16 protein-coding genes are annotated in these 19,801 nt (G+C 45.8%); 12 read left to right on the top strand and 4 right to left on the bottom strand.

The window, feature by feature from the left end; translation table 11 throughout:
* Nucleotides 1-60: 60 nt before the first annotated feature.
* The 4 genes from H3V01_RS09355 (at nt 61) to hpaC (ending at nt 4,793) form a co-directional block, all read left to right on the top strand.
* On the top strand, nt 61-225 hold the full coding sequence (locus H3V01_RS09355; protein WP_198186615.1) for an SEC-C metal-binding domain-containing protein: 165 nt from the start codon (nt 61-63) through the stop codon (nt 223-225).
* Between the two features lie 423 nt (nt 226-648).
* A complete protein-coding gene (locus tag H3V01_RS09350) occupies nt 649-3,495 on the top strand; it encodes a valine--tRNA ligase (protein WP_084552812.1) in 2,847 nt (948 codons plus the stop codon).
* 313 nt (nt 3,496-3,808) lie between these two features.
* The gene (hpaR, locus tag H3V01_RS09345; protein ID WP_037394278.1) at nt 3,809-4,258 is read left to right on the top strand and encodes a homoprotocatechuate degradation operon regulator HpaR; all 450 of its coding nucleotides are present in this window, start codon (nt 3,809-3,811) and stop codon (nt 4,256-4,258) included.
* Between the two features lie 4 nt (nt 4,259-4,262).
* Complete coding sequence (gene hpaC, locus H3V01_RS09340) at nt 4,263-4,793, top strand: 4-hydroxyphenylacetate 3-monooxygenase, reductase component (protein ID WP_025331512.1); 531 nt, start codon at nt 4,263-4,265, stop codon at nt 4,791-4,793.
* 100 nt (nt 4,794-4,893) lie between these two features.
* Here hpaC and fba read toward each other — a convergent pair whose 3' ends face one another.
* The 4 genes from fba to H3V01_RS09320 all read right to left on the bottom strand — a co-directional run bounded on the left by fba (nt 4,894) and on the right by H3V01_RS09320 (nt 9,719).
* Nucleotides 4,894-5,958, bottom strand: coding sequence for a class II fructose-bisphosphate aldolase (fba, locus tag H3V01_RS09335; protein ID WP_084586077.1), 1,065 nt, complete (start codon nt 5,956-5,958; stop codon nt 4,894-4,896).
* Between the two features lie 128 nt (nt 5,959-6,086).
* Nucleotides 6,087-7,022: an ABC transporter ATP-binding protein gene (locus tag H3V01_RS09330; RefSeq protein ID WP_084552814.1), complete on the bottom strand. Its 936-nt coding sequence runs from the start codon at nt 7,020-7,022 to the stop codon at nt 6,087-6,089.
* Nucleotides 7,016-8,566, bottom strand: coding sequence for an ABC transporter permease (locus tag H3V01_RS09325; RefSeq protein ID WP_198186614.1), 1,551 nt, complete (start codon nt 8,564-8,566; stop codon nt 7,016-7,018). Before H3V01_RS09325 ends, H3V01_RS09330 begins: the two co-directional genes overlap by 7 nt.
* Before the next feature lie 145 nt (nt 8,567-8,711).
* Complete coding sequence (locus H3V01_RS09320; protein ID WP_084547486.1) at nt 8,712-9,719, bottom strand: thiamine ABC transporter substrate-binding protein; 1,008 nt, start codon at nt 9,717-9,719, stop codon at nt 8,712-8,714.
* Nucleotides 9,720-9,816: 97 nt separating this feature from the next.
* On the opposite strand from H3V01_RS09320, the gene H3V01_RS09315 reads away from it, so the two are divergent.
* The 8 genes from H3V01_RS09315 (at nt 9,817) to H3V01_RS09280 (ending at nt 19,772) form a co-directional block, all read left to right on the top strand.
* Nucleotides 9,817-10,461 carry a pyrimidine 5'-nucleotidase gene (locus tag H3V01_RS09315; protein ID WP_198186613.1) on the top strand — a complete coding sequence of 215 codons (645 nt, stop codon included), beginning with the start codon at nt 9,817-9,819 and terminating at the stop codon, nt 10,459-10,461.
* Nucleotides 10,462-10,533: 72 nt separating this feature from the next.
* Nucleotides 10,534-10,803, top strand: a complete 270-nt coding sequence (locus tag H3V01_RS09310; protein ID WP_025331518.1) for a hypothetical protein — start codon at nt 10,534-10,536, stop codon at nt 10,801-10,803.
* 81 nt (nt 10,804-10,884) lie between these two features.
* Entirely contained in the window at nt 10,885-12,255 is a 1,371-nt protein-coding gene (glmU, locus tag H3V01_RS09305; protein WP_198186612.1) for a bifunctional UDP-N-acetylglucosamine diphosphorylase/glucosamine-1-phosphate N-acetyltransferase GlmU, read from the top strand.
* A gap of 326 nt (nt 12,256-12,581) precedes the next feature.
* Nucleotides 12,582-12,824 carry a FeoA family protein gene (locus tag H3V01_RS09300; RefSeq protein ID WP_370570128.1) on the top strand — a complete coding sequence of 81 codons (243 nt, stop codon included), beginning with the start codon at nt 12,582-12,584 and terminating at the stop codon, nt 12,822-12,824.
* Nucleotides 12,821-15,145 carry a Fe(2+) transporter permease subunit FeoB gene (feoB, locus tag H3V01_RS09295; RefSeq protein ID WP_198186611.1) on the top strand — a complete coding sequence of 775 codons (2,325 nt, stop codon included), beginning with the start codon at nt 12,821-12,823 and terminating at the stop codon, nt 15,143-15,145. Before H3V01_RS09300 ends, feoB begins: the two co-directional genes overlap by 4 nt.
* 144 nt (nt 15,146-15,289) lie before the next feature.
* Nucleotides 15,290-15,562 carry a FeoC-like transcriptional regulator gene (locus tag H3V01_RS09290; RefSeq protein WP_157785056.1) on the top strand — a complete coding sequence of 91 codons (273 nt, stop codon included), beginning with the start codon at nt 15,290-15,292 and terminating at the stop codon, nt 15,560-15,562.
* A 437-nt stretch (nt 15,563-15,999) separates the two neighbouring features.
* Nucleotides 16,000-17,841 carry a glutamine--fructose-6-phosphate transaminase (isomerizing) gene (gene glmS, locus H3V01_RS09285; protein ID WP_198186610.1) on the top strand — a complete coding sequence of 614 codons (1,842 nt, stop codon included), beginning with the start codon at nt 16,000-16,002 and terminating at the stop codon, nt 17,839-17,841.
* A gap of 425 nt (nt 17,842-18,266) precedes the next feature.
* Complete coding sequence (locus H3V01_RS09280; RefSeq protein WP_198186609.1) at nt 18,267-19,772, top strand: glucosyltransferase domain-containing protein; 1,506 nt, start codon at nt 18,267-18,269, stop codon at nt 19,770-19,772.
* Nucleotides 19,773-19,801 lie beyond the last annotated feature (29 nt).

Here is a 19,801-nt window from a genome sequence, read left to right as displayed (position 1 = left end):
GTTGTGATTGCTGTTTAATTACATTATGTTTAAAAAGGAGTACGATAATGCGCAAATTTAATGATAAAGGCTTTTTTTGAGCCAACCAGCAAACGCTGCAGAGGCTTTCCGTCAGAAACCAACGTTAAACGCGGAATGATAAGAACTGTTCATGGTGACAAAGTTCTGCATGAAAAGCTGGGACGCAATGATCCCTGTCCATGCAACTCCGGCCGCAGCTTTTAAGAAGTGTTGTCTGAAAACCTGCTGCTTTCGATGGCAGCAACAGGCATGACTACTTCCGCTAATGTCTGCCAGTAATCACTGCTACTGAATTAATCCACTTTTAATTACTTCCCCCTGTATTCTACGCATACCGGGGGATAATTGATTGGGCTTCTGCACAGTTTTATCCCGCCTACACAGATAATAAACAGGTAAAGCAGCAGAAATATATATTTATTAGTTAATTATCCGCCTGTACTCATAATTTTCATTCATGACATTTGCTTAATAATTAATCGTTTATTCGACTCAACCTCTATTTTGAAAATAAGACTGTTTACTTTGATATCCGGATTCTGACAAAAGCGCATCGTCTTAAACCATGCCTCAGCGCATGGGTTATAATCAGAATCTTATTTTTTGATTTTTTTCCAATTCGTAACCATGTTAAACACCCAATATTCTCCGAGTGAAATCGAAACCCGTTTATATCAGCAATGGGAACAACGCGGCTATTTTGCACCGTCACTGGATTTAAGCAAACCTTCTTTCGCTATTCAGCTGCCACCGCCTAATGTAACTGGCACCCTGCATATGGGGCATGCATTTAACCAGACCATTATGGATGGCCTTACCCGTTATCACCGCATGAAAGGTGAAAATGTGTGCTGGATTCCCGGCTCTGACCATGCCGGTATTGCTACGCAGATTGTGGTGGAACGCCAGCTGGCGGTAGAAAACATTACCCGCCATGATTTAGGCCGGGAAGCATTTATTGCCAAAATCTGGGACTGGAAAAAATTCTCCGGCGGCACCATTACCGAACAGATGCGCCGTGTCGGCTGCTCTGTAGACTGGAGCCGTGAATATTTCACAATGGACGATGTGCGTGCCGAAGTGGTTACCGAAGTATTTGTACGCCTGTTTGAGCAGGGTCTGATTTATCGCGGTAAACGGCTGGTAAACTGGGATCCGGTACTGGGTACAGCTGTATCAGATCTGGAAGTGGAAAATATCGAAGAAAACGGCCATATGTGGCATATCCGTTACCCACTAGCCGATGACCCGGACAACGCTCTGATTGTTGCCACTACTCGTCCGGAAACTTTACTGGGCGACGTAGCCGTAGCCGTACATCCTGATGATGAACGTTATGCCGGTTTCATCGGAAAACAGCTGGTACTGCCATTATCCGGCCGCACTATTCCAGTGATTGCTGATGAATATGTAGATAAAGATTTTGGTACCGGCTGCGTTAAAATCACACCGGCTCACGATTTTAATGACTATGAAGTGGGTAAACGTCATCAGACTGCACTGATTAATGTACTCAGTCTGGATGCCAGAATACTACCGCAGGCAGAAGTATTTGATTTTCAAGGTCAGGCTCAGGCTGGTATTACGTTACCGGCACAATATGCCGGACTGGATCGTTTTGCTGCACGCAAACAGATGATCGCAGACCTTGAAGCTCAGGGTTTACTGGTAAAAGTGGAAGAACACAAACTGATGACACCTAAAGGTGACCGTACCGGCAGTGTAATCGAACCAATGCTGACCAGTCAGTGGTTTGTGGCTATGACCCGTAGTGCTGATAATAATGTTGCCAACCCTGAACCGGAATCAGAGTTTAAAGGTAAAACTCTGACTGAAAAATGTATTCATGCAGTGGAAAGCGGACAAGTACGCTTTATTCCGGAAAACTGGGTTAATACTTATAACCAGTGGATGAACAATATTCAGGACTGGTGTATCTCCCGCCAGTTGTGGTGGGGTCACCAGATTCCGGCATGGTACGATCAAAACGGCCGCGTTTATGTAGCGCGTAATGAAGCCGAAGCACAGGCACAGGCGGGTGAAGATGCGGTTCTGACCCGTGACGAAGATGTACTGGACACTTGGTTTTCTTCAGCTCTGGTGCCGTTTTCTACTCTTGGCTGGCCGGAAAAAACACCGGAATTGCAGGCATTTCTGCCCTCTCAGGTATTGGTAACCGGTTATGAAATTATTTTCTTCTGGGTTGCACGCATGATTATGATGACTACCCACTTCACCGGTAAAGTACCTTTTCATGATGTATATATTCATGGCATGGTGCGTGACCATGAAGGTAAGAAGATGTCCAAATCTGAAGGCAATGTCATTGACCCGGTGGATTTGATTGACGGTATCGATCTGGAAAACCTGCTGGTTAAACGTACTACCGGTTTGCGCCGCCCGGAAAAAGCGCCGCAGGTAATTAAAGCGACACAAAAACTGTTTCCTGACGGCATTCCGGTATTCGGTGCTGATGCTCTGCGTTTCACTATGGCCAGCTATGCCAGCCTGGGCCGCAGTATCAATTTCGATTTCAAACGTGCCGAAGGCTATCGTAATTTCTGCAATAAATTGTGGAATGCCAGCCGTTTTGTGCTGATGAATATTGAAAATCACGATTGCGGGCAGGATGAAAGTCTGCCGCTAAGTTACAGCTTTGTTGATAAATGGCTGCTGACCCGTTTGCAGCAAACCATTTCAGCAGTGAGTGAAGCACTGGACACCTACCGCTTTGATATGGCTGCTCAGACCTTATATGAATTCATCTGGAATGAATACTGTGACTGGTATGTAGAACTGGCCAAAACTCAGTTGCAACGTGGTGATGAAGCACAGCAACGCGCAACACGGCGCACACTGGTACGCGTTCTGGAAGTAGTGTTGCGTCTGTTGCATCCGATTATGCCGTTTATCACTGAAGAACTGTGGCAGACCATTGCACCACTGGCTAACGCAAAACATACTGACAGCATCATGCTGGCCGCATGGCCACAGGCTGACAGCAGTCTGAATAATGCTGATGCGGTAAATCAGATGCATTATTTGCAGGAGCTGGTTAATTCAGTTCGCAATTTGCGTGGTGAAATGGGGCTGGCGATGAGTGTAAAAGTGCCTTTACTGGTTGAAAGCAATACAGATCTGGGTGAAATTCTTCCATATCTGCCACTGGTGGCACGTCTGAGTGAAGCCAGACAGGTAACCCATTTGCCAGAAAGTGATGATGCACCGGTAGCAGTATGTCAGGGGGCGCGCCTGATGCTGAAAGTCGAAGTGGATAAAGCTGCTGAAACGGCACGACTGCAAAAAGAAGCAGAAAAACTACAGAAAAATATCGATAAAATCGAAGCAAAGCTGGCCAAACCGGGCTATACCGATAAGGCACCTGCGCATCTGGTAGAAAAAGACCGTACCGAACTGGCTCAACTACAGGACAGAATGTCTAAAATTGTTTTACAGTTACAAAAATATAATTAATTACAAATTATTTCTTCTCAACCACCAAACTACAAATACGGGTAGCAGCCGGAGAAATCCGGCAATCATTTTCATGTATTAGGGTTGGTGGTTTCTTTTTTTTACTTCAAGAATATTGCAATAATCAACTAAAAAATAATTTTTTATTCTAAAACAAGCTATTAATTAAACACAATGTACTTGTTTTGTAATTTATTTACACATAATTATTCAAATTTATAATAATATTATGTAAAATTCGTAAAAAATAACTTTTTCGCTTTATATTGAAAAGTTATATGAACCGGATATACTGAAAGATTGGAGCAAACAGGTGATTAATACATCTAAATACTCGTCCCTCAACATTGTCTTGATTCAGGCTCGTGAAGCATTATTATCTCATTTTCGCCCGATGCTGAATGATATCGGTATCACTGATCAGCAATGGCGTATTACCCGTTTACTAGCAGAAAATGGTATCATGGATTTTCAGGAATTAGCTAAACAGGCATGCATTCTTCGCCCAAGCCTGACTGGTATCCTGACAAGACTGGAAAAACTGGATTATGTAGTCCGTCTTAAACCGTCCAATGATCAGCGTCGAGTTTTTCTCAAGCTGACCCCGGCCGGAGAAAAATTGTATGAAGATTTGTGTCGTTCAGTAGATGCACGGTACAAAGTACTGGAACAGCGTTATACTCAGGAAAAATTACATCAACTGGGCAATATGCTGAAAGAATTTACCAATATTGCTGTCGATAAAGAAGAACCAGAAACTTAATAAAATGAATCAACCACCGTCAGCCGTAGCTTTACAATACCGTGAAGCGATGTCAAAAGTTGCCGCAGCAGTACATGTTATTACCACCGAAGGTTCAGCCGGCCGTTATGGCATCACCCTTACCGCAGTTACATCGGTAACAGATACACCTCCTACCTTATTATTATGCATTAACCGCAATGCCCGTATTCAACCGGTTCTCCGCGCCAACGGGCGTTTATGCGTTAACGTTCTGGCTTCATCTCAGCAGGATGTAGCGGAACATTTTGCCGGAATAACATCTGTTCCGGTAACCGAGCGTTTTCTGCAAAACGACTGGCAAAATCATCATCACTCCGCTCAGCCTCAGTTAGTAGGAGCACTGGCGCATTTGCACGGACACATTGTCGACAGCCATGATATGGGCAGCCACAGCGTATTTTATGTAGCAGTTGAGCACATAAATATTAATTCACAGGAAAATCAGGGATTACTGTATTTTCAGCGCCGGTTTACTCAGACTGCCATACCATTTTGTGAAGCAGACTGTGTCTGAATCAATTTTCTTGCCACACCGGCAGATAAACTAAAAAGCAGTATACAAACAATAATGGACTGTCCTTTCTCGAACAGTCCATTATTACATGTGAAAATACTTATTTTACAATCTGTACCAGCTCGCCGGCTGCGTAACGATTTGCCATTTTTTCCAAAGAAATTGGCTTAATCTGGCTCGCATGACCGGCAGCACCAAAGGCTACATAACGATCAATACAAACTTGCTTCATGGCTTTAATGGTTTCAGTAAAGTATTTACGCGGATCAAATTCTGCCGGATGCGTAGCGAGAAAACGGCGGATCGCACCTGTGCTGGCCAGACGCAAATCTGTATCAATATTAACTTTGCGTACACCGTATTTAATACCTTCGACAATTTCTTCTACCGGCACTCCATAAGTTTCCGGAATATTGCCGCCAAATTCGTTAATCACCTGTAACCATTCCTGCGGTACTGAGCTGGAACCATGCATAACCAGATGGGTATTAGGTAAACGTTCATGAATTTCACGGATGCGGTCGATACGCAGTACTTCACCTGTCGGCTTACGGGTAAATTTATAGGCGCCATGGCTGGTACCAATAGCAATGGCCAGAGCATCAACCCCCGTATCCTGTACAAAACGCGCTGCCTCATCCACACTGGTAAGCATCTGTTCATGGCTGAGTTTACCTGCCGCACCTACACCATCTTCCTCACCTGCATCTCCGGTTTCCAGATTACCCAGACAGCCGATTTCACCCTCTACTGATACACCACAGGCATGTGCCATATAGACAGTTTTGCGAGTGACATCTGCATTGTATTCATAAGTGGAAGGTGTTTTGGCATCACTCAGCAGCGAACCATCCATCATTACTGATGAAAAGCCCAGCTGAATTGAACGCTGACATACTTCCGGTGATGCACCATGATCCTGATGCATTACAACCGGAATATGCGGAAATTCTTCAATGGCAGCCAGAATAAGGTGCCGTAAAAACGGGGCACCGGCATATTTGCGTGCACCGGCACTGGCCTGCACAATCACCGGAGCGTTAACTTCATCGGCCGCTTCCATAATCGCACGCATTTGTTCAAGATTATTGACATTAAACGCCGGCAGGCCATAGCTGTTTTCCGCAGCATGGTCGAGCAGTTGGCGCATAGAAACTAAAGCCATGAGGTTCTCCGTGTGTACTTGCAATAATTGGTAAAAAAATCGGCGCAATTATACCACTATGCACCGTTTTTGTAGGCATGAGCATGCATTCTTTCACTAATTCAGTTTACTGCCAAACAGACACCGTATTATTGAAAGAAAACAATTTGTTGATGCTGTACCGTTAATGGCAGCCAGTCTCCTGCCTGCACAGCATAATGCAGCGGCAGCCACCAGCGTAATATTCCGTATTGCGGATGCAGCAACTGTACATCATATGATCTGGCTGTTAAACATACTTCTGTTACCTGCACCTGTGTTCCGTTTTCAGGATCATATTGCAGAGCGTTTTGCGGAATGTAACAAACATCGCTGACATTATCACAACCCAGTAAACGTGCAGCCCATGCATCAGCCGGTCGTGCCAGCAATTGTGCAGCGGTACCCTGCTGTATCCAGCGGCCATGCCTGAGCAGACAAATACGATCAGCCAGCGCAAAAGCCTCCAGCGGGCTGTGAGTAACCAGTACAGCCGGACATTTTTGCTGACGCAATAAACGCACAGTTAATTGCTGCAAACTAGCACGCAACGTTGTATCCAGTGCTGAAAATGGTTCGTCCAGCAACAATGCCTGCGGTTGCAGAACAAGTGCTCTGGCCAGTGCCACCCGTTGCTGCTCTCCGCCGGATAATACATCTACCTGCCGGGCAGCTGCTTCAGACAGCCCCACCTCGGCAAGCATTTGCATGGCCTGCTGTTGTGCTTGCGGTTTGCTTACCCCGTGCATACGCAGTCCGAAAGCCACGTTTTGCCACACATTCAGATGCGGCAATAAAGCATAATCCTGAAACATCAGCCCGATACGGCGCTGTTCCGGCAATAAAAAAGTTATATTTTCTTCGTTAATAAAAATATTGCCGCTATCAGGTTGTACCAGACCGGCAGCCATATTCAGCAAAGTTGATTTACCGCTGCCGCTTTCTCCCAGTACCGCCACCAGCTGACCGTCGGCCACCTCCAGGCTTAAATCCGCGGCAACAACTTTATCGGAAAATTTTTTATTAATGTGTTGCCAGCTCAGCATAGATGCGTTTCCTTTTTGTCCTTACTCCATTCCACTAATGCAAAAATCAGTATAGTCAGCATCATCAGCAGTAAGGTCAGCACCATCGCACGGTCATAATTATCCCGTCCGGCGGTACTCAGATAATGATAGATCAGTGTAGTCAGCGTCTGCCATTCCGGCCGCGACAGAAACAGCGTAGCCGCAAACTCACCGATACAGGTAGCCGCAGCCAGCGCCAGCCCGCGCTGCAAAGCCGGTCGTAACAGGGGCACAATAACATACAGCAATACTTGCATGCGGCCGGCACCGAGTGTACGCGCAGCCTGTGTATAACTGTCAGGCAAACTGTCCCATGCGGCCAGTACATCCTTAGTAATAAACGGATAAGCCAGCAGCGCATACGTACATATCAGCATACTTAATGATGCTGTCCAGCCGGGATAACACAACAACAGCCCGAATGACACACACACCGGTGATACCATAAATGGTAAAAATGTCAGACTGCGCACCCACATCAGCCGCTTTGCCAGCGCAGCATGCAAAAAACCCAGCAGTAATGCCAGCATGATTGCCATTAAAGTAAAGCTTAAAGTATTCAGTACTGCCTGCCACGTTGTACTTTCCAGTAATACCAGCCATGAACTGCCAGCCAGCAAAGCACGCCAGCACACAGCCAGCAGCGGCAGCGCACAACACCCCAGCAACAGCAGCAAAGCCAGTACCAGTCCTGCTTTCTGACTGGTTGTCGGCAATTGCGGCGGCAACATCTGTATCACTGCCTTCTGAGCCGAATATCTGCTCAGAACCGCATATATAATACCGGACAGAAAAGTTGTGGCCAGTACCCACAACACCAGCACACCGGCCTGTGCCATATCCAGCTCATAAGCTATCAGCTGATAAATCTGCACTTCCAGCGTAATGTAATGCTCACCGCCAAGCAATAAAGCCAGACCAAATCCGGAAAAACAATACAAAAACACCAGACACATACCACCGGCCAGCCATGGCAGCATCTGCGGAATTTCAATCCTGACAAAACGCTGCCACGTTCCGGCACCCAGTGTCTGTGCCGCATACATACGTGTTGCCGGTACCTGACACAAACCCTGATAGCCGGCACGTACCATTACCGGCAGATTAAAAAATACATTACCGTATAACAATAACCATGGCGTACCTTCCCAGCCGCGCCACAACAAACCCTGTGCCCCGAACAATGCCAGAATACCCACACCGGCTACTAAAGTGGGGATTACAAACGGCAGCATCAGCAAACGCAGTACCCAGTTTCGGCCGCTAAACTGCAAACGGGTAACCGTCCATGCTACCGGTACACCCAGCAACAACGTCAGCACGCTGCTGATAGCAGCCTGTGAAGCTGTCCAGCCCAGTAAGCGACGCATATATTCGTCCTGCCACACCATACGGAAACTGTCTGCATCCGTTTGTTGCAGCATTGCCTGCAATGGTAACAGCACCACAGCCAGCAAAAAAAACAGCGGCAGTAATGAAAACAGCCCCAGCAGCAATTTTTGCCCGAAACTGAGAACTTTCATCCCAATACCGTTTACATCTTTATTTACCAGACGATTACCTCAGATTCAGTATTTGTATAACCAAACAGGGCATACCCATGCCCTGTTTTTATTTCTTACTCCGGCCGCAATAAACAGCCGCATGGCGACAGTACAGGTTATTTGTTCAGCGCTGCACTACCTTTACCCATTGTTTAACCCAGCTTTGCTGCTTAGCTGCCATATCAGCCATACTTGGCTGCGTTACTGTAGTCGGAATTTTTACATGAGCATATACCGGTGGCAAAGACACACCTTTTACAGCCGGATAAACCCACATGGATGTCGGAATGGCATTCTGTACCTGATTGCTTTGCAGATATTGCACCAGTTTAGCGGCCAGTGCAGGCTGACTGGCATGATTCAGTACCGCAGCACCTTCTATATGACGGAACACTGCCCCTTTAAAGCGTAAATCGGCAGTTGGCGGTGTTTTGTATTTACCCTTACCATAATAAACTTCTGCTATCGGACTGGAAGCATAGCTTACCACCATCGGCCGGCTGCCTCCGTTCAAGGTAAATTCAGTGTAATAGGCCTCACTCCAGCCTTTAGTCACTTTTACACCATTCTGGCGCATTTTAGCCCACCATTGCCAGGCGCCCTGCTCTCCTAAGCCGCCAATATTCGCCAGCAGAAAACCCAGCCCCACACTGGAAGTGGCCGGGCTGGGCACAACGAGTAAATCGCGGTAAGCCGGGCTGGCCAGTTCTTCCAGCGAGCGCGGCACAGCTTTGCCATGTTTCTGAAACCATGCCTTATCATAATTAATCGTAATATAGCCGTAATCCACTGCCAGAGCCTGTGGCAGAGAAACATTAACCGGACGACCGGACGGCTGTGCCTGAGCAAACAGTTTAAACTGCTGAGCCTTAGCAATATTACTGTTATCCAGACCATATACTGCATCAGCAATCGGTTTAGCACGAGTTAAAATCAGCTTGTTGAGCATTTCATTTCCGCTACCGACTTTAATCACAGTCAGTTTCACATTATTATCATGCTCAAACTGAGCCAGAACATTTTTAGGTAAAGCAAATGAATCATGTACAGCCAGACGTACTTCTGTCTGTGCCTGTACAGCCATACTGAGTAACAGACACAGCACTCCGATTAACCACTTACCTGCTTTCATTCCGGTCTCCTGCCATTAAAATCATTAGGTATTCTTCATATACAATCATACCCGTTTTAGACGTTTATAGTAAAAATCTGACGCCATCTTACAAATCATGACAACTCATTACTGGCTATTCGATCTCGACAATACCCTGCATCAGGCTGATGCGGGCATATTCGGTATTATCAATCAGCACATGACAGCCTATATAGCCACCACCCTGAATATCGACGATATTGCCGCTTCCCGGCTGCGTCAGCAGTACTGGCAGGATTATGGCGCTACACTAGCCGGACTGCAAAAACACCATCCGGAAATCAATCTTCAGGAATTCCTGCTGGCGTGTCACCCGCTGGAACAAATTATGCCTCTGTTGCAGCCTATGCCGCAAATACAGCATACTCTGGCTCATTTGCCCGGCTATAAAGTCGTTTTTTCCAATGGTCCCAGCCATTATGTACAGGCACTGATCAGTACCATGCAAATTGAATCACATTTCCATGCCCTGTTTGGTACTGACAATGTACAAATGCTTTACAAACCTCATCCGCATGCTTACCACAGCCTGTGCCGGCAGCTGCATATCCGCACTGAGCAATGCATTATGGTCGACGATAGCCTGTCCAATCTGAAAACAGCACATACACTGGGCATGCGAACAGTATGGTTCGGAACACACAGCCATCCGGCTGCCGGAATCGATGCTGCTGTACCTGATATGCACAGTCTGCTACAGATTGCCCCGTCTCTGTTATAAAGCAACTATACGCAGGCACACAAATTCTCTACAATATCCCTGTACAAACGACTAACCTCAAAGGACAACACCATGCGTGCCGGAATCTGTTTAATTTGCGGTCTACTGGCCATCAGTGGCTGCACATGGGAAACCTATCAGGATGCCAGCGGACAGACAAAACTGCGCCAGAAATATGAACCGGGTACACGTGTGGTTTATCAGGATGGCACCTACTCACATAATATGCGCTATAACAGCATGCGCCCCGAACCGCACGTGATGAAACCCACTGTAGGGGATGCAGACGAAAAATTACCGGCACACACACACTGGTCGGATTCAAACAGTAGTGCCGAATAATTCAGATACATCAGTACAGGGCTGCCGGAATCATGCCAGATTACCGACAGCCCGTTTTCACATCTTAATATATACAAATTTATGGCTAATTCACCCTTAAATATCGTCATCCTTGCAGCCGGCAAAGGTACCCGGATGTATTCACGTCTGCCCAAAGTTCTGCATGAAATCGGTGGTATCAGCATGCTGGAACGCGTTATTAACACCGCACAGAGTCTGCATCCGGACAATATCACCGTCGTTATTGGTCACGGCAAAGAGCTGGTACGGGAACGAATTCAGGCAGACGTGTGCTGGGTGGAACAAGATCAGCAACTGGGTACCGGCCATGCAGTCAAAATGGCTCTGCCACATTTATCCGACAGCGGACGCACTCTGATTCTGTATGGCGATGTACCCCTTATCGATCAGCAAACACTGGAAGAATTACTCAGCACTGCCGGTAAAGACGTAGGATTACTGACCGACGTTCTCGACAATCCGGCCGGCTATGGCCGCATCATCCGTCAACATGGCAATGTTGTCGCCATTGTCGAAGAAAAAGATGCCAACGCAGAGGAAAAAGCCATTTGCGAAACCAATACCGGTATCTTTGTACTGCCCAATTGTCAGCTGACCCAATGGCTCAATGCGTTGCAAAATAACAATAGTCAGCAAGAATACTACCTGACTGATGTCATTGCACTGGCCCAACAGGACAATATTCCCGTTCATCCGCTGCAAGTGCGTGCATCATGGCTGGCAGCCGGCGTTAATAACAAACTGCAACTGGCACAGCTGGAGCGCATCCTGCAACAGCAGCAGGCTACAGCACTGCTTCAGGCTGGCGTAACCCTGCGTGACCCTGCCCGTTTCGACTTACGCGGACAGCTAACCCACGGACAAGACGTAATAATCGACATTAATGTCATTCTGGAAGGGAATGTAGATCTCGGTGACAACGTTTCCATTGGTGCCAATTGTGTGATTAAAAACGCCACCATCGGCTCCGGTACCATCATTCACCCCAATTCCCATCTGGAAAACTGCAATATTGGCAGCGATGCCCGGATTGGTCCGTTTGCACGTCTGCGACCGCAGGCACAGATTGGTGATGCAGTGCATATCGGTAATTTTGTCGAAGTTAAAAACAGCACCATTGGCTATGGCAGCAAAGCCAATCATCTTACCTATCTGGGCGATGCCACTATTGGTGAAAACAGCAACATTGGCGCCGGTACCATCACCTGTAATTATGACGGAGTTAACAAATACCGTACTACCATTGGCAATCATGTCCGCATCGGCTCCGGCAATATGCTTATTGCGCCCATCACCATAGGTGACCGTGCCACCACCGGTGCCGGCAGTACTCTGAGCAGAAACTGCCCGCCAGACAAACTGACACTGTCACGCAGTCGCCAGACGACTTTGTCAGAATGGCAGCGACCAGAAAAAAACAACGAAAAATAATCTCTTTATCAGCCCGCCAGTGTTATTCTGCCTGCCGGGCTGATTATCTGTATTCACTAATCTTTCCCGCCTTTACATCTGTTTCACCAAACCCGCCATACTTTAATCAAAAGCATTACATATCTGCGTTTAAAAAATACACAAACTAATTATAATTCGCAAAATAATCACTTTATTCACTATATTCTTCACAAAAGAACTAAACAAAGCATTTTCTCTTAGCCATTCATACAAGCAAATTAACAAGCAAAAGTAATATCATGTACAATAAAAATGATTCCCAATAATAACAAAGACACCTTACCTACTACTGAAGGTCAATCGCAGTGCCAATACTTACTCTCGATCAACTACCGTTTGGTCAGCCGGCAGTTATAACCCGACTGTTGCCCGAATCTCTGCCTTTCCGCCGGCGTCTGTTAGCCATGGGCATTACCCCCGGCAGCCACGTTACCGTAATCCGTACAGCACCATTAGGCGATCCGCTGGAAATCAAAACCCGCGGATTTTACCTATGCCTGCGGCGCAGTGAAGCACAAGCCATCAGCGTAGTTGAGGCTACACAATGAAAATAGCATTAATCGGCAATCCCAATAGCGGCAAAAGTACGCTTTTCAATGCGCTTACCGGTTCACGCCAACAGGTAGGAAACTGGCCCGGGGTAACTGTAGAACGCAAAACCGGTAGTATCCAGATAAACCAGCAACAGGTAGAAATAATCGACCTGCCCGGCACCTATGCCATAGAAAATCTCGACATAGCTGCTTCTCAGGATGAAATGATTGCGCGTGAGTTTGTTCTCAATGAACCAGACAGCCTGATAATCAACATTATCGACGCCACTAATCTGCAACGCAGTCTGTACCTGACTTTCCAGCTGCTTGACCTCAAACGGCCGATGCTGGTGGTTCTCAACATGATTGATGCCCTGCATAACATAGGGGAAAATATCAGCATCAGCACACTGAGCAAACAGCTTGGCTGTCCGGTTATCGCTATTTCCGCTGCACGAAAAACCGGAATACCGCAACTTAAACAGGCAATTGCACAGGCCATCACCAACCCTGTAGCTGCCCATCCCGAGCTGGATACTCTTGGTAGTAAACAAAGCACCATTATCCGCAACTATCTGGCTCAGCTTCCGGCCGATAGTGCCGTACACCAGCTCGACCAGTGGTCGCTGATCGAATTATTACTTAAACAGAACCCCGTTTCTCTTACTGAAACCGAAAAATATATCCTGCAACAATGCCGTGATGCCCTGTCTGACTGGTGTAACCATGAAATCGACGTTGCCCTTGCCAGTGCCCGTTATGATGCCATCGATAAGCTAAGCCGCTCTGTAATTGAAAAGCCGCGTGAAGCAAATCTGTCCTTATCCGATAAAATTGATCGTATTACCTTGGGCCGCTATACCGGCATCCCGTTTTTTCTGTTCGTCATGTACCTGATGTTTATGGTAGCGGTTAAATTCGGCTCTGTATTTATCGATTTCTTCGATATTCTCTTTGGCACCATATTTGTCGATGGCTTCTCCGCCCTGCTCACCAGACTCGGCTCTCCCGAGTGGCTGATTGCTATTCTGGCCAACGGAATCGGCAGTGGTATTCAAACAGTGGCCACATTCATTCCGGTTATTGCAGCCATGTTTCTGTGCCTGTCATTTCTCGAAGATTCCGGTTATCTGGCGCGTGCCGCAATGGTAGTCGACCGCGGCATGCGTGCCATTGGACTGCCGGGCAAAGCCTTTGTTCCTATGCTGGTCGGCTTCGGCTGTGGTGTACCCGCCATTATGGGTACCCGCACACTGGACTGTGCCCGTGACCGTCTCATGTCTATCAGCATGATACCTTTTATGTCCTGTGGTGCCAGACTGCCGGTTTATACCCTGTTTGCTGTTTTGTTTTTTCCTGAAAACGCCTCAACCGTGGTTTTTATCCTTTATCTGCTCGGTATCGGTGTTGCCATTCTTACCGGTATTATTCTCAAGCACACCCTGCTGCCCGGTGACATTACCCCTTTTATTATGGAAATGCCCGCTTATCGTTTGCCCACATTGCGCGGCATGCTTTACCTGACATGGTCACGTCTAAAAGGATTTATTTTCCGTGCCGGACAGGCCATCGTACTCATGGTAACCATTCTCAGCCTGCTTAACTCACTGGGTAGCGACGGCTCATTCGGCCACAATGACAGCAGCCAGTCTGTACTGTCGGTTGCCAGTCAGAAAATTACCCCGGTATTCACACCTATGGGTATCAATGAACAAAACTGGCCAGCTACGGTAGGTATATTTACCGGTATCTTTGCCAAAGAAGCCGTCATTGCCACCCTCAACTCCCTGTACTCTATGAAAGCAGAAGAGGATGGCGGCGAAGAAACCTTTAACTTTCAGGCCGGTGTCATCAAAGCCCTGAACACCATACCAGCCAACTTAAACGAACTGGCCGGTTCCTTTCTCGATCCTCTGGGCTTTAGTGCGCTGAATCAGAGTGCTGACAGCGTAAAGCAGGATATGGACATGACCGGACGCACAGTAACCAAACTGGAAACCTCTTTCGGCAGTAGTGCCGCCGCAATGGCCTATCTCATATTCATCCTGCTATATACACCGTGTGCGGCTGCGCTAGGCACCATTTACCGCGAAGCCGGCGGACGCTGGATGCTGTTTGTAGCCGGCTGGACATTCTTTACCGGCTGGAGCTGTGCCACCATTTACTACCAGTACCACCAGCTTAGTCACAGTACCAGCGCCGCATACTGGATTGGCGGAGTAGCCTGTCTGTTTATTCTTGTTGTTTGCAGCATGAAATTTATCGGCAGCCGGCGTCAGACTTGCCAGATAACCATGAAAAACTGCCCGCACAGCAAAAGTAGCTGCTGTCACTGAGTAATCAGGCATTTTTACTAATTACCAAAACTTATTTACCTGAACAGATAGTGATATTTGCAAAATCATCACTATCTGTTTGTATTCAGTTATTCAGACAGCAGGAACAAACCATCAGCCAACCCAGATAAAGGACTACCGGATATGCTTATCACTGCCATTCGTGACTACCTTATCACTATCGGACAAGCCAGCCTGCAGGATTTGTCCCGCCATTTTCAGGTACAGGAAAGTGCCATGGAGCAGATGCTTAACTTTTGGCTCAGAAAAGGGATCATCCGCCAGATAGATTCTTACCAGCCTTCCTGTCAGCAAAGTAAATGCAGCGACTGCTTTATTTGTCCTGAAAGTGCCAGAAAAATTTATCAGGCCGTCACCGGCACAGACAGAACCATTCCGATTACCCGCTTAGCCTGAACCAACAAAAATTTCAAATCTGACTTACCTGGATGCAGAACTGTCTTTTCAGGTGAAAACACATTAACAATTTGCCGGCATAAATCAATACCACTAACATATCCCTAAACCAGATACTTAATGACACCCACAGAACAAATGAATAAAATATCTGATATATATTAAAGATAATTTATCTACCAAACATCATCCTGAAAACCAATAGCATAAACATATCTGTCTGTTTATACAGCCGGCTGTAAACAAAGTTTACTGTACAAATTCGCCTTTTCCATTACAATCTTCATTTCAAATAAAACTGAAACAGCATCATCAGGCAGACGATACACAAAAACTGGAATCAGCAAGGCATAACCCGCAAACCGTAACAGCCGCATTCCAGCCAGGTAAAAACCGTAATTGCACTGCAACCCATGCCTGTTGAAAAAGGATAAACCATGTGTGGCATAGTTGGCGCCATTCGCGCACAGAATAACGTAGTAGAATTTCTTACCAGCGGTCTGGAACGGCTGGAATACCGCGGATATGACTCTTCCGGCATTGCCGTATGGACACCGGACGGTATTGAGCGCGTACGCCGTGTCGGCCGCGTTAAATTTATGGAAGAAGCCGCTCAGGCTGCCGGACTCAAAGGCAGACTGGGTATTGGTCACACCCGCTGGGCAACACACGGTGGTGTTACCGAACCCAACGCCCATCCGCATATTTCTAACAATATGATTGCCATTGTTCATAATGGCATTATCGAAAACTTTGAAAGTGAGCGTAGCCGGCTACAGGCACTGGGTTACGAATTCACATCCCAAACCGATACGGAAGTCATCGCTCACAGCATCCATTACGAATACACTCACACCAGCACCGGCAACCTGTTTCAGGCGGTACAAACTGCCTGCAAACGTTTTCAGGGTGCCTATGCCATCGGCGTGATTGCCAGAGACAATCCCGATAAACTTGTGGCTGCGCGTATGGGCTGTCCGCTGTTAGTGGCGTTGAGTGAAAATGAAAGCTTTATCGCTTCCGATGTTTCCGCCGTTATTGCTTATACCCGTCGTGTTGTCTTTCTCGAAGATGGCGACCTTGTTCAGCTATCCACACAAGGCATTGATATTCTGCTCGACAAACACAATCAGCCGGCAGAACGTGAAATCAAAATGTCCGAACTGTCCTTAGCTTCGCTCGAACTGGGGTTGTACAGCCATTTCATGCAAAAAGAAATTCATGAACAGCCCAAAGCCATCACCGACACCGCCGAAGTATTTCTGGTAGGCGGCTTTGAGCCGGAAAACTTTGGCGCCAGTGCTGCCGGCATCTTTGAGCGAATCCGTAACATTAAAATTCTTGCGTGCGGTACCTCCTACTACTCCGCACTCACTGCACGTTACTGGCTGGAAGCCATTGCGCAAATACCGACAGACGTCGAAATTGCCAGTGAATACCGCTACCGCAAAGTTATTGCCGACCCGGAACAGCTAGTCATCACGATTTCTCAGTCCGGCGAAACACTTGATACCATGGAAGCGCTTAAATATGCCCAGTCACTGGGTATGCAGCACAGCCTTTCTATTTGCAATGTAATGGAATCGGCTCTGCCGCGCGAAAGTGAACTGGTACTGTATACCCGCGCCGGTGCCGAAATCGGTGTAGCCTCTACCAAAGCCTTTACGACTCAGCTGGTGGCATTGTTCGGACTGGCGGTAACACTGGGCAAAATGCGCGGACTGGTTACCCCTGAAGAAGAAGAGCAATATACCAATGAGCTGCGCCTGCTTCCCGGCAGCGTGCAGCATGTACTTAATCTCGAACCGCAAATTGCCGGCTGGGCAAATCAGTTTGCCGCTAAAAATAACGCACTGTTTCTAGGTCGCGGTATTCATTACCCCATTGCCCTTGAAGGTGCTCTGAAACTTAAAGAGATTACCTATATTCATGCCGAAGCTTATCCGGCCGGTGAGCTTAAGCACGGCCCGCTGGCACTGGTAGACCAGAATATGCCTGTAGTGGTAATTGCGCCTAATGACAGCCTGCTCGAGAAAGTCAAAGCCAATATGCAGGAAGTAGCCGCACGCGGTGGTGAGCTCTTTGTATTCACCGATCTGGACAGCGAATTCAGCGCCGGTGAAGGTGTACACGTTATCCGTACTCCGCGCCATATGGGCGTACTTTCCCCGATTGTACACACCATACCGGTACAGCTACTGGCCTACCACACCGCACTGGCCCGCGGCACTGATGTAGATAAACCAAGAAATCTGGCGAAATCGGTGACTGTAGAATAAATAGCTTGTGAACGCTTTTTAATTCTTAAACGCCCTGTTGAAGAACAACAGGGCGTTTAATTTTCCTTAAATTAAAATATATTAAAATAAAACCTGAGCCACTTAATATCCTAATTAATCTGCATTTTCATTGAATAATCAGCGTTTTTATTACATATAATTATTTAAAAACTAATACCAGCTTTATTTATTATATTTTTAGCATAAAACCTCAAATCAACTTTATATTTTGTTTTTTACTTTAAAAATAGTTTTTATTAGCTTTAATCTTCTTATATAGAGTAACTGATTAAATCAAATTGAATTATAATTTCTCCATAGAAAAGAAAGCTCCGGTTTATTCAAGATTCTATGTCAGCGACAAATATTCCGGAGAAATATAGATTATTAAACAACAAGCTTTACCTTAATAAGGGTGACATTGAATGCAAATTTTTCAGCCAGACCAGAATAATAAAAACCAGATTGCCGTATTTTCTTTTCTGTCCGCATTAATCATCTATATTTTTGTTTTCGGCTTTGAGCTTACTCATTTTTCTTTGTCTATAGATGAAGAATTCAATAACAACATTCTGCATACTGTCGCAATTGGCAGATGGGGACATGCCTTATTGAAAGCCAGTATTTATCCAGAACCTTTTATCCCTTTTTTCACTGAAATTCTGACGTTTATTTTATTGGCCGCTTCATGTACAGTTATTGTAAAAATATTTTGTTTAAATCTGAATCAATCGCTTTTCTTTACTGTTTTATATGCCTCATCTGTACAGTTTGCCTATCAGTTACAGTTTCTGAACCAGTGTGACACACTGGCCACAGCAATATTACTGTCATCTGTTGCCGTATACTTGATTGTCAGAAAAAATTCCTTTCTGCATACTGTAATTTTTCCAGCCTTTCTGATCTGTTATTCAATAGCTATTTATCAATCATTAATCTTTTTCCCGTATTCATTGCTGATTGCATATTTATTAATCGATGAGGTCAGAGGTACAGAAAATACCCGGCATTTAAAACTGATAGCTGCATTATGTATTTCCTCAGTTATCGGATTAATATTGTATTTTGTACTGGGAAAATTAATTCTCATTTATTATCATCTGCAGTCTGAATCTTATTTAAGCGATATTGTTACCTGGTTTAATGAATCACCCGTACAAAACTTAAAAAATATCAGACGTTCTATAGAGCACTATTTCACTCTAAAAGCCCCCTACGGATTAAATACCTTTTTAATTGCGTTTGTATTTTTAATTTTGCCACTCCTGTATCCATTAAAAAGAAAAGCCAGATATGGGTTTTATGTACTTTTAAGCATTCTGACTTTGTTCTGTATGAATATTGTTGTCGGCAAAGGCTTGCCAGCCAGAACAATGACCAGTTTTACCGTATTCTTTGCCTCTGCAGGATTGATTGGTTTTATTATTATCCGAAAAAATAAATATTTATGGGCGGTGGCCGCTTTCTCATTTTTATATGGTATGGCCTGTTCCAGTAACCTATTTTATACAGACTATATTGCCTACAATAAAGATTATCGGCTGGCTTCATTTATTGCCAGTGATATCGTCAAAGAAATAAAAGTATCTCCGGATACCCCTGTCAAAGTATATTTCTTTGGTGCGGTGGATATTAAACGCGTAAACAGACCAAATAATTCAGATATGTTTGGTGCTTCATTTCTTAACTGGGATAGCGGTAATTCCGGAAGAATATCTGCATTTATGAATAAAGCCGAAATTGCCACTATCATTCCCGCATCCTATGATGATATTAAATCTGATTTAAATACCGTTCATGCCGCACCTGTGTGGCCGCAGAAAGGCAGTATTTTCCGGATAAAGGATGTGGTAGTAGTAAAACTCGGACAAAGCGTAGGTTTTTGCCCGAACGGCGTTAAGGAAAATACGATACCAAAACAATGTTTATAAAATCATCGGCCTGTTTTTATCTGTTTAAT

Origin of the sequence: Snodgrassella sp. M0351 (assembly GCF_016100575.1) — a bacterium.
GTDB classification, from domain to species: domain Bacteria; phylum Pseudomonadota; class Gammaproteobacteria; order Burkholderiales; family Neisseriaceae; genus Snodgrassella; species Snodgrassella alvi.
The sequence above is the reverse complement of the archived record's forward strand: the minus strand, read 5'-3'. Positions and strand labels throughout refer to the sequence as shown.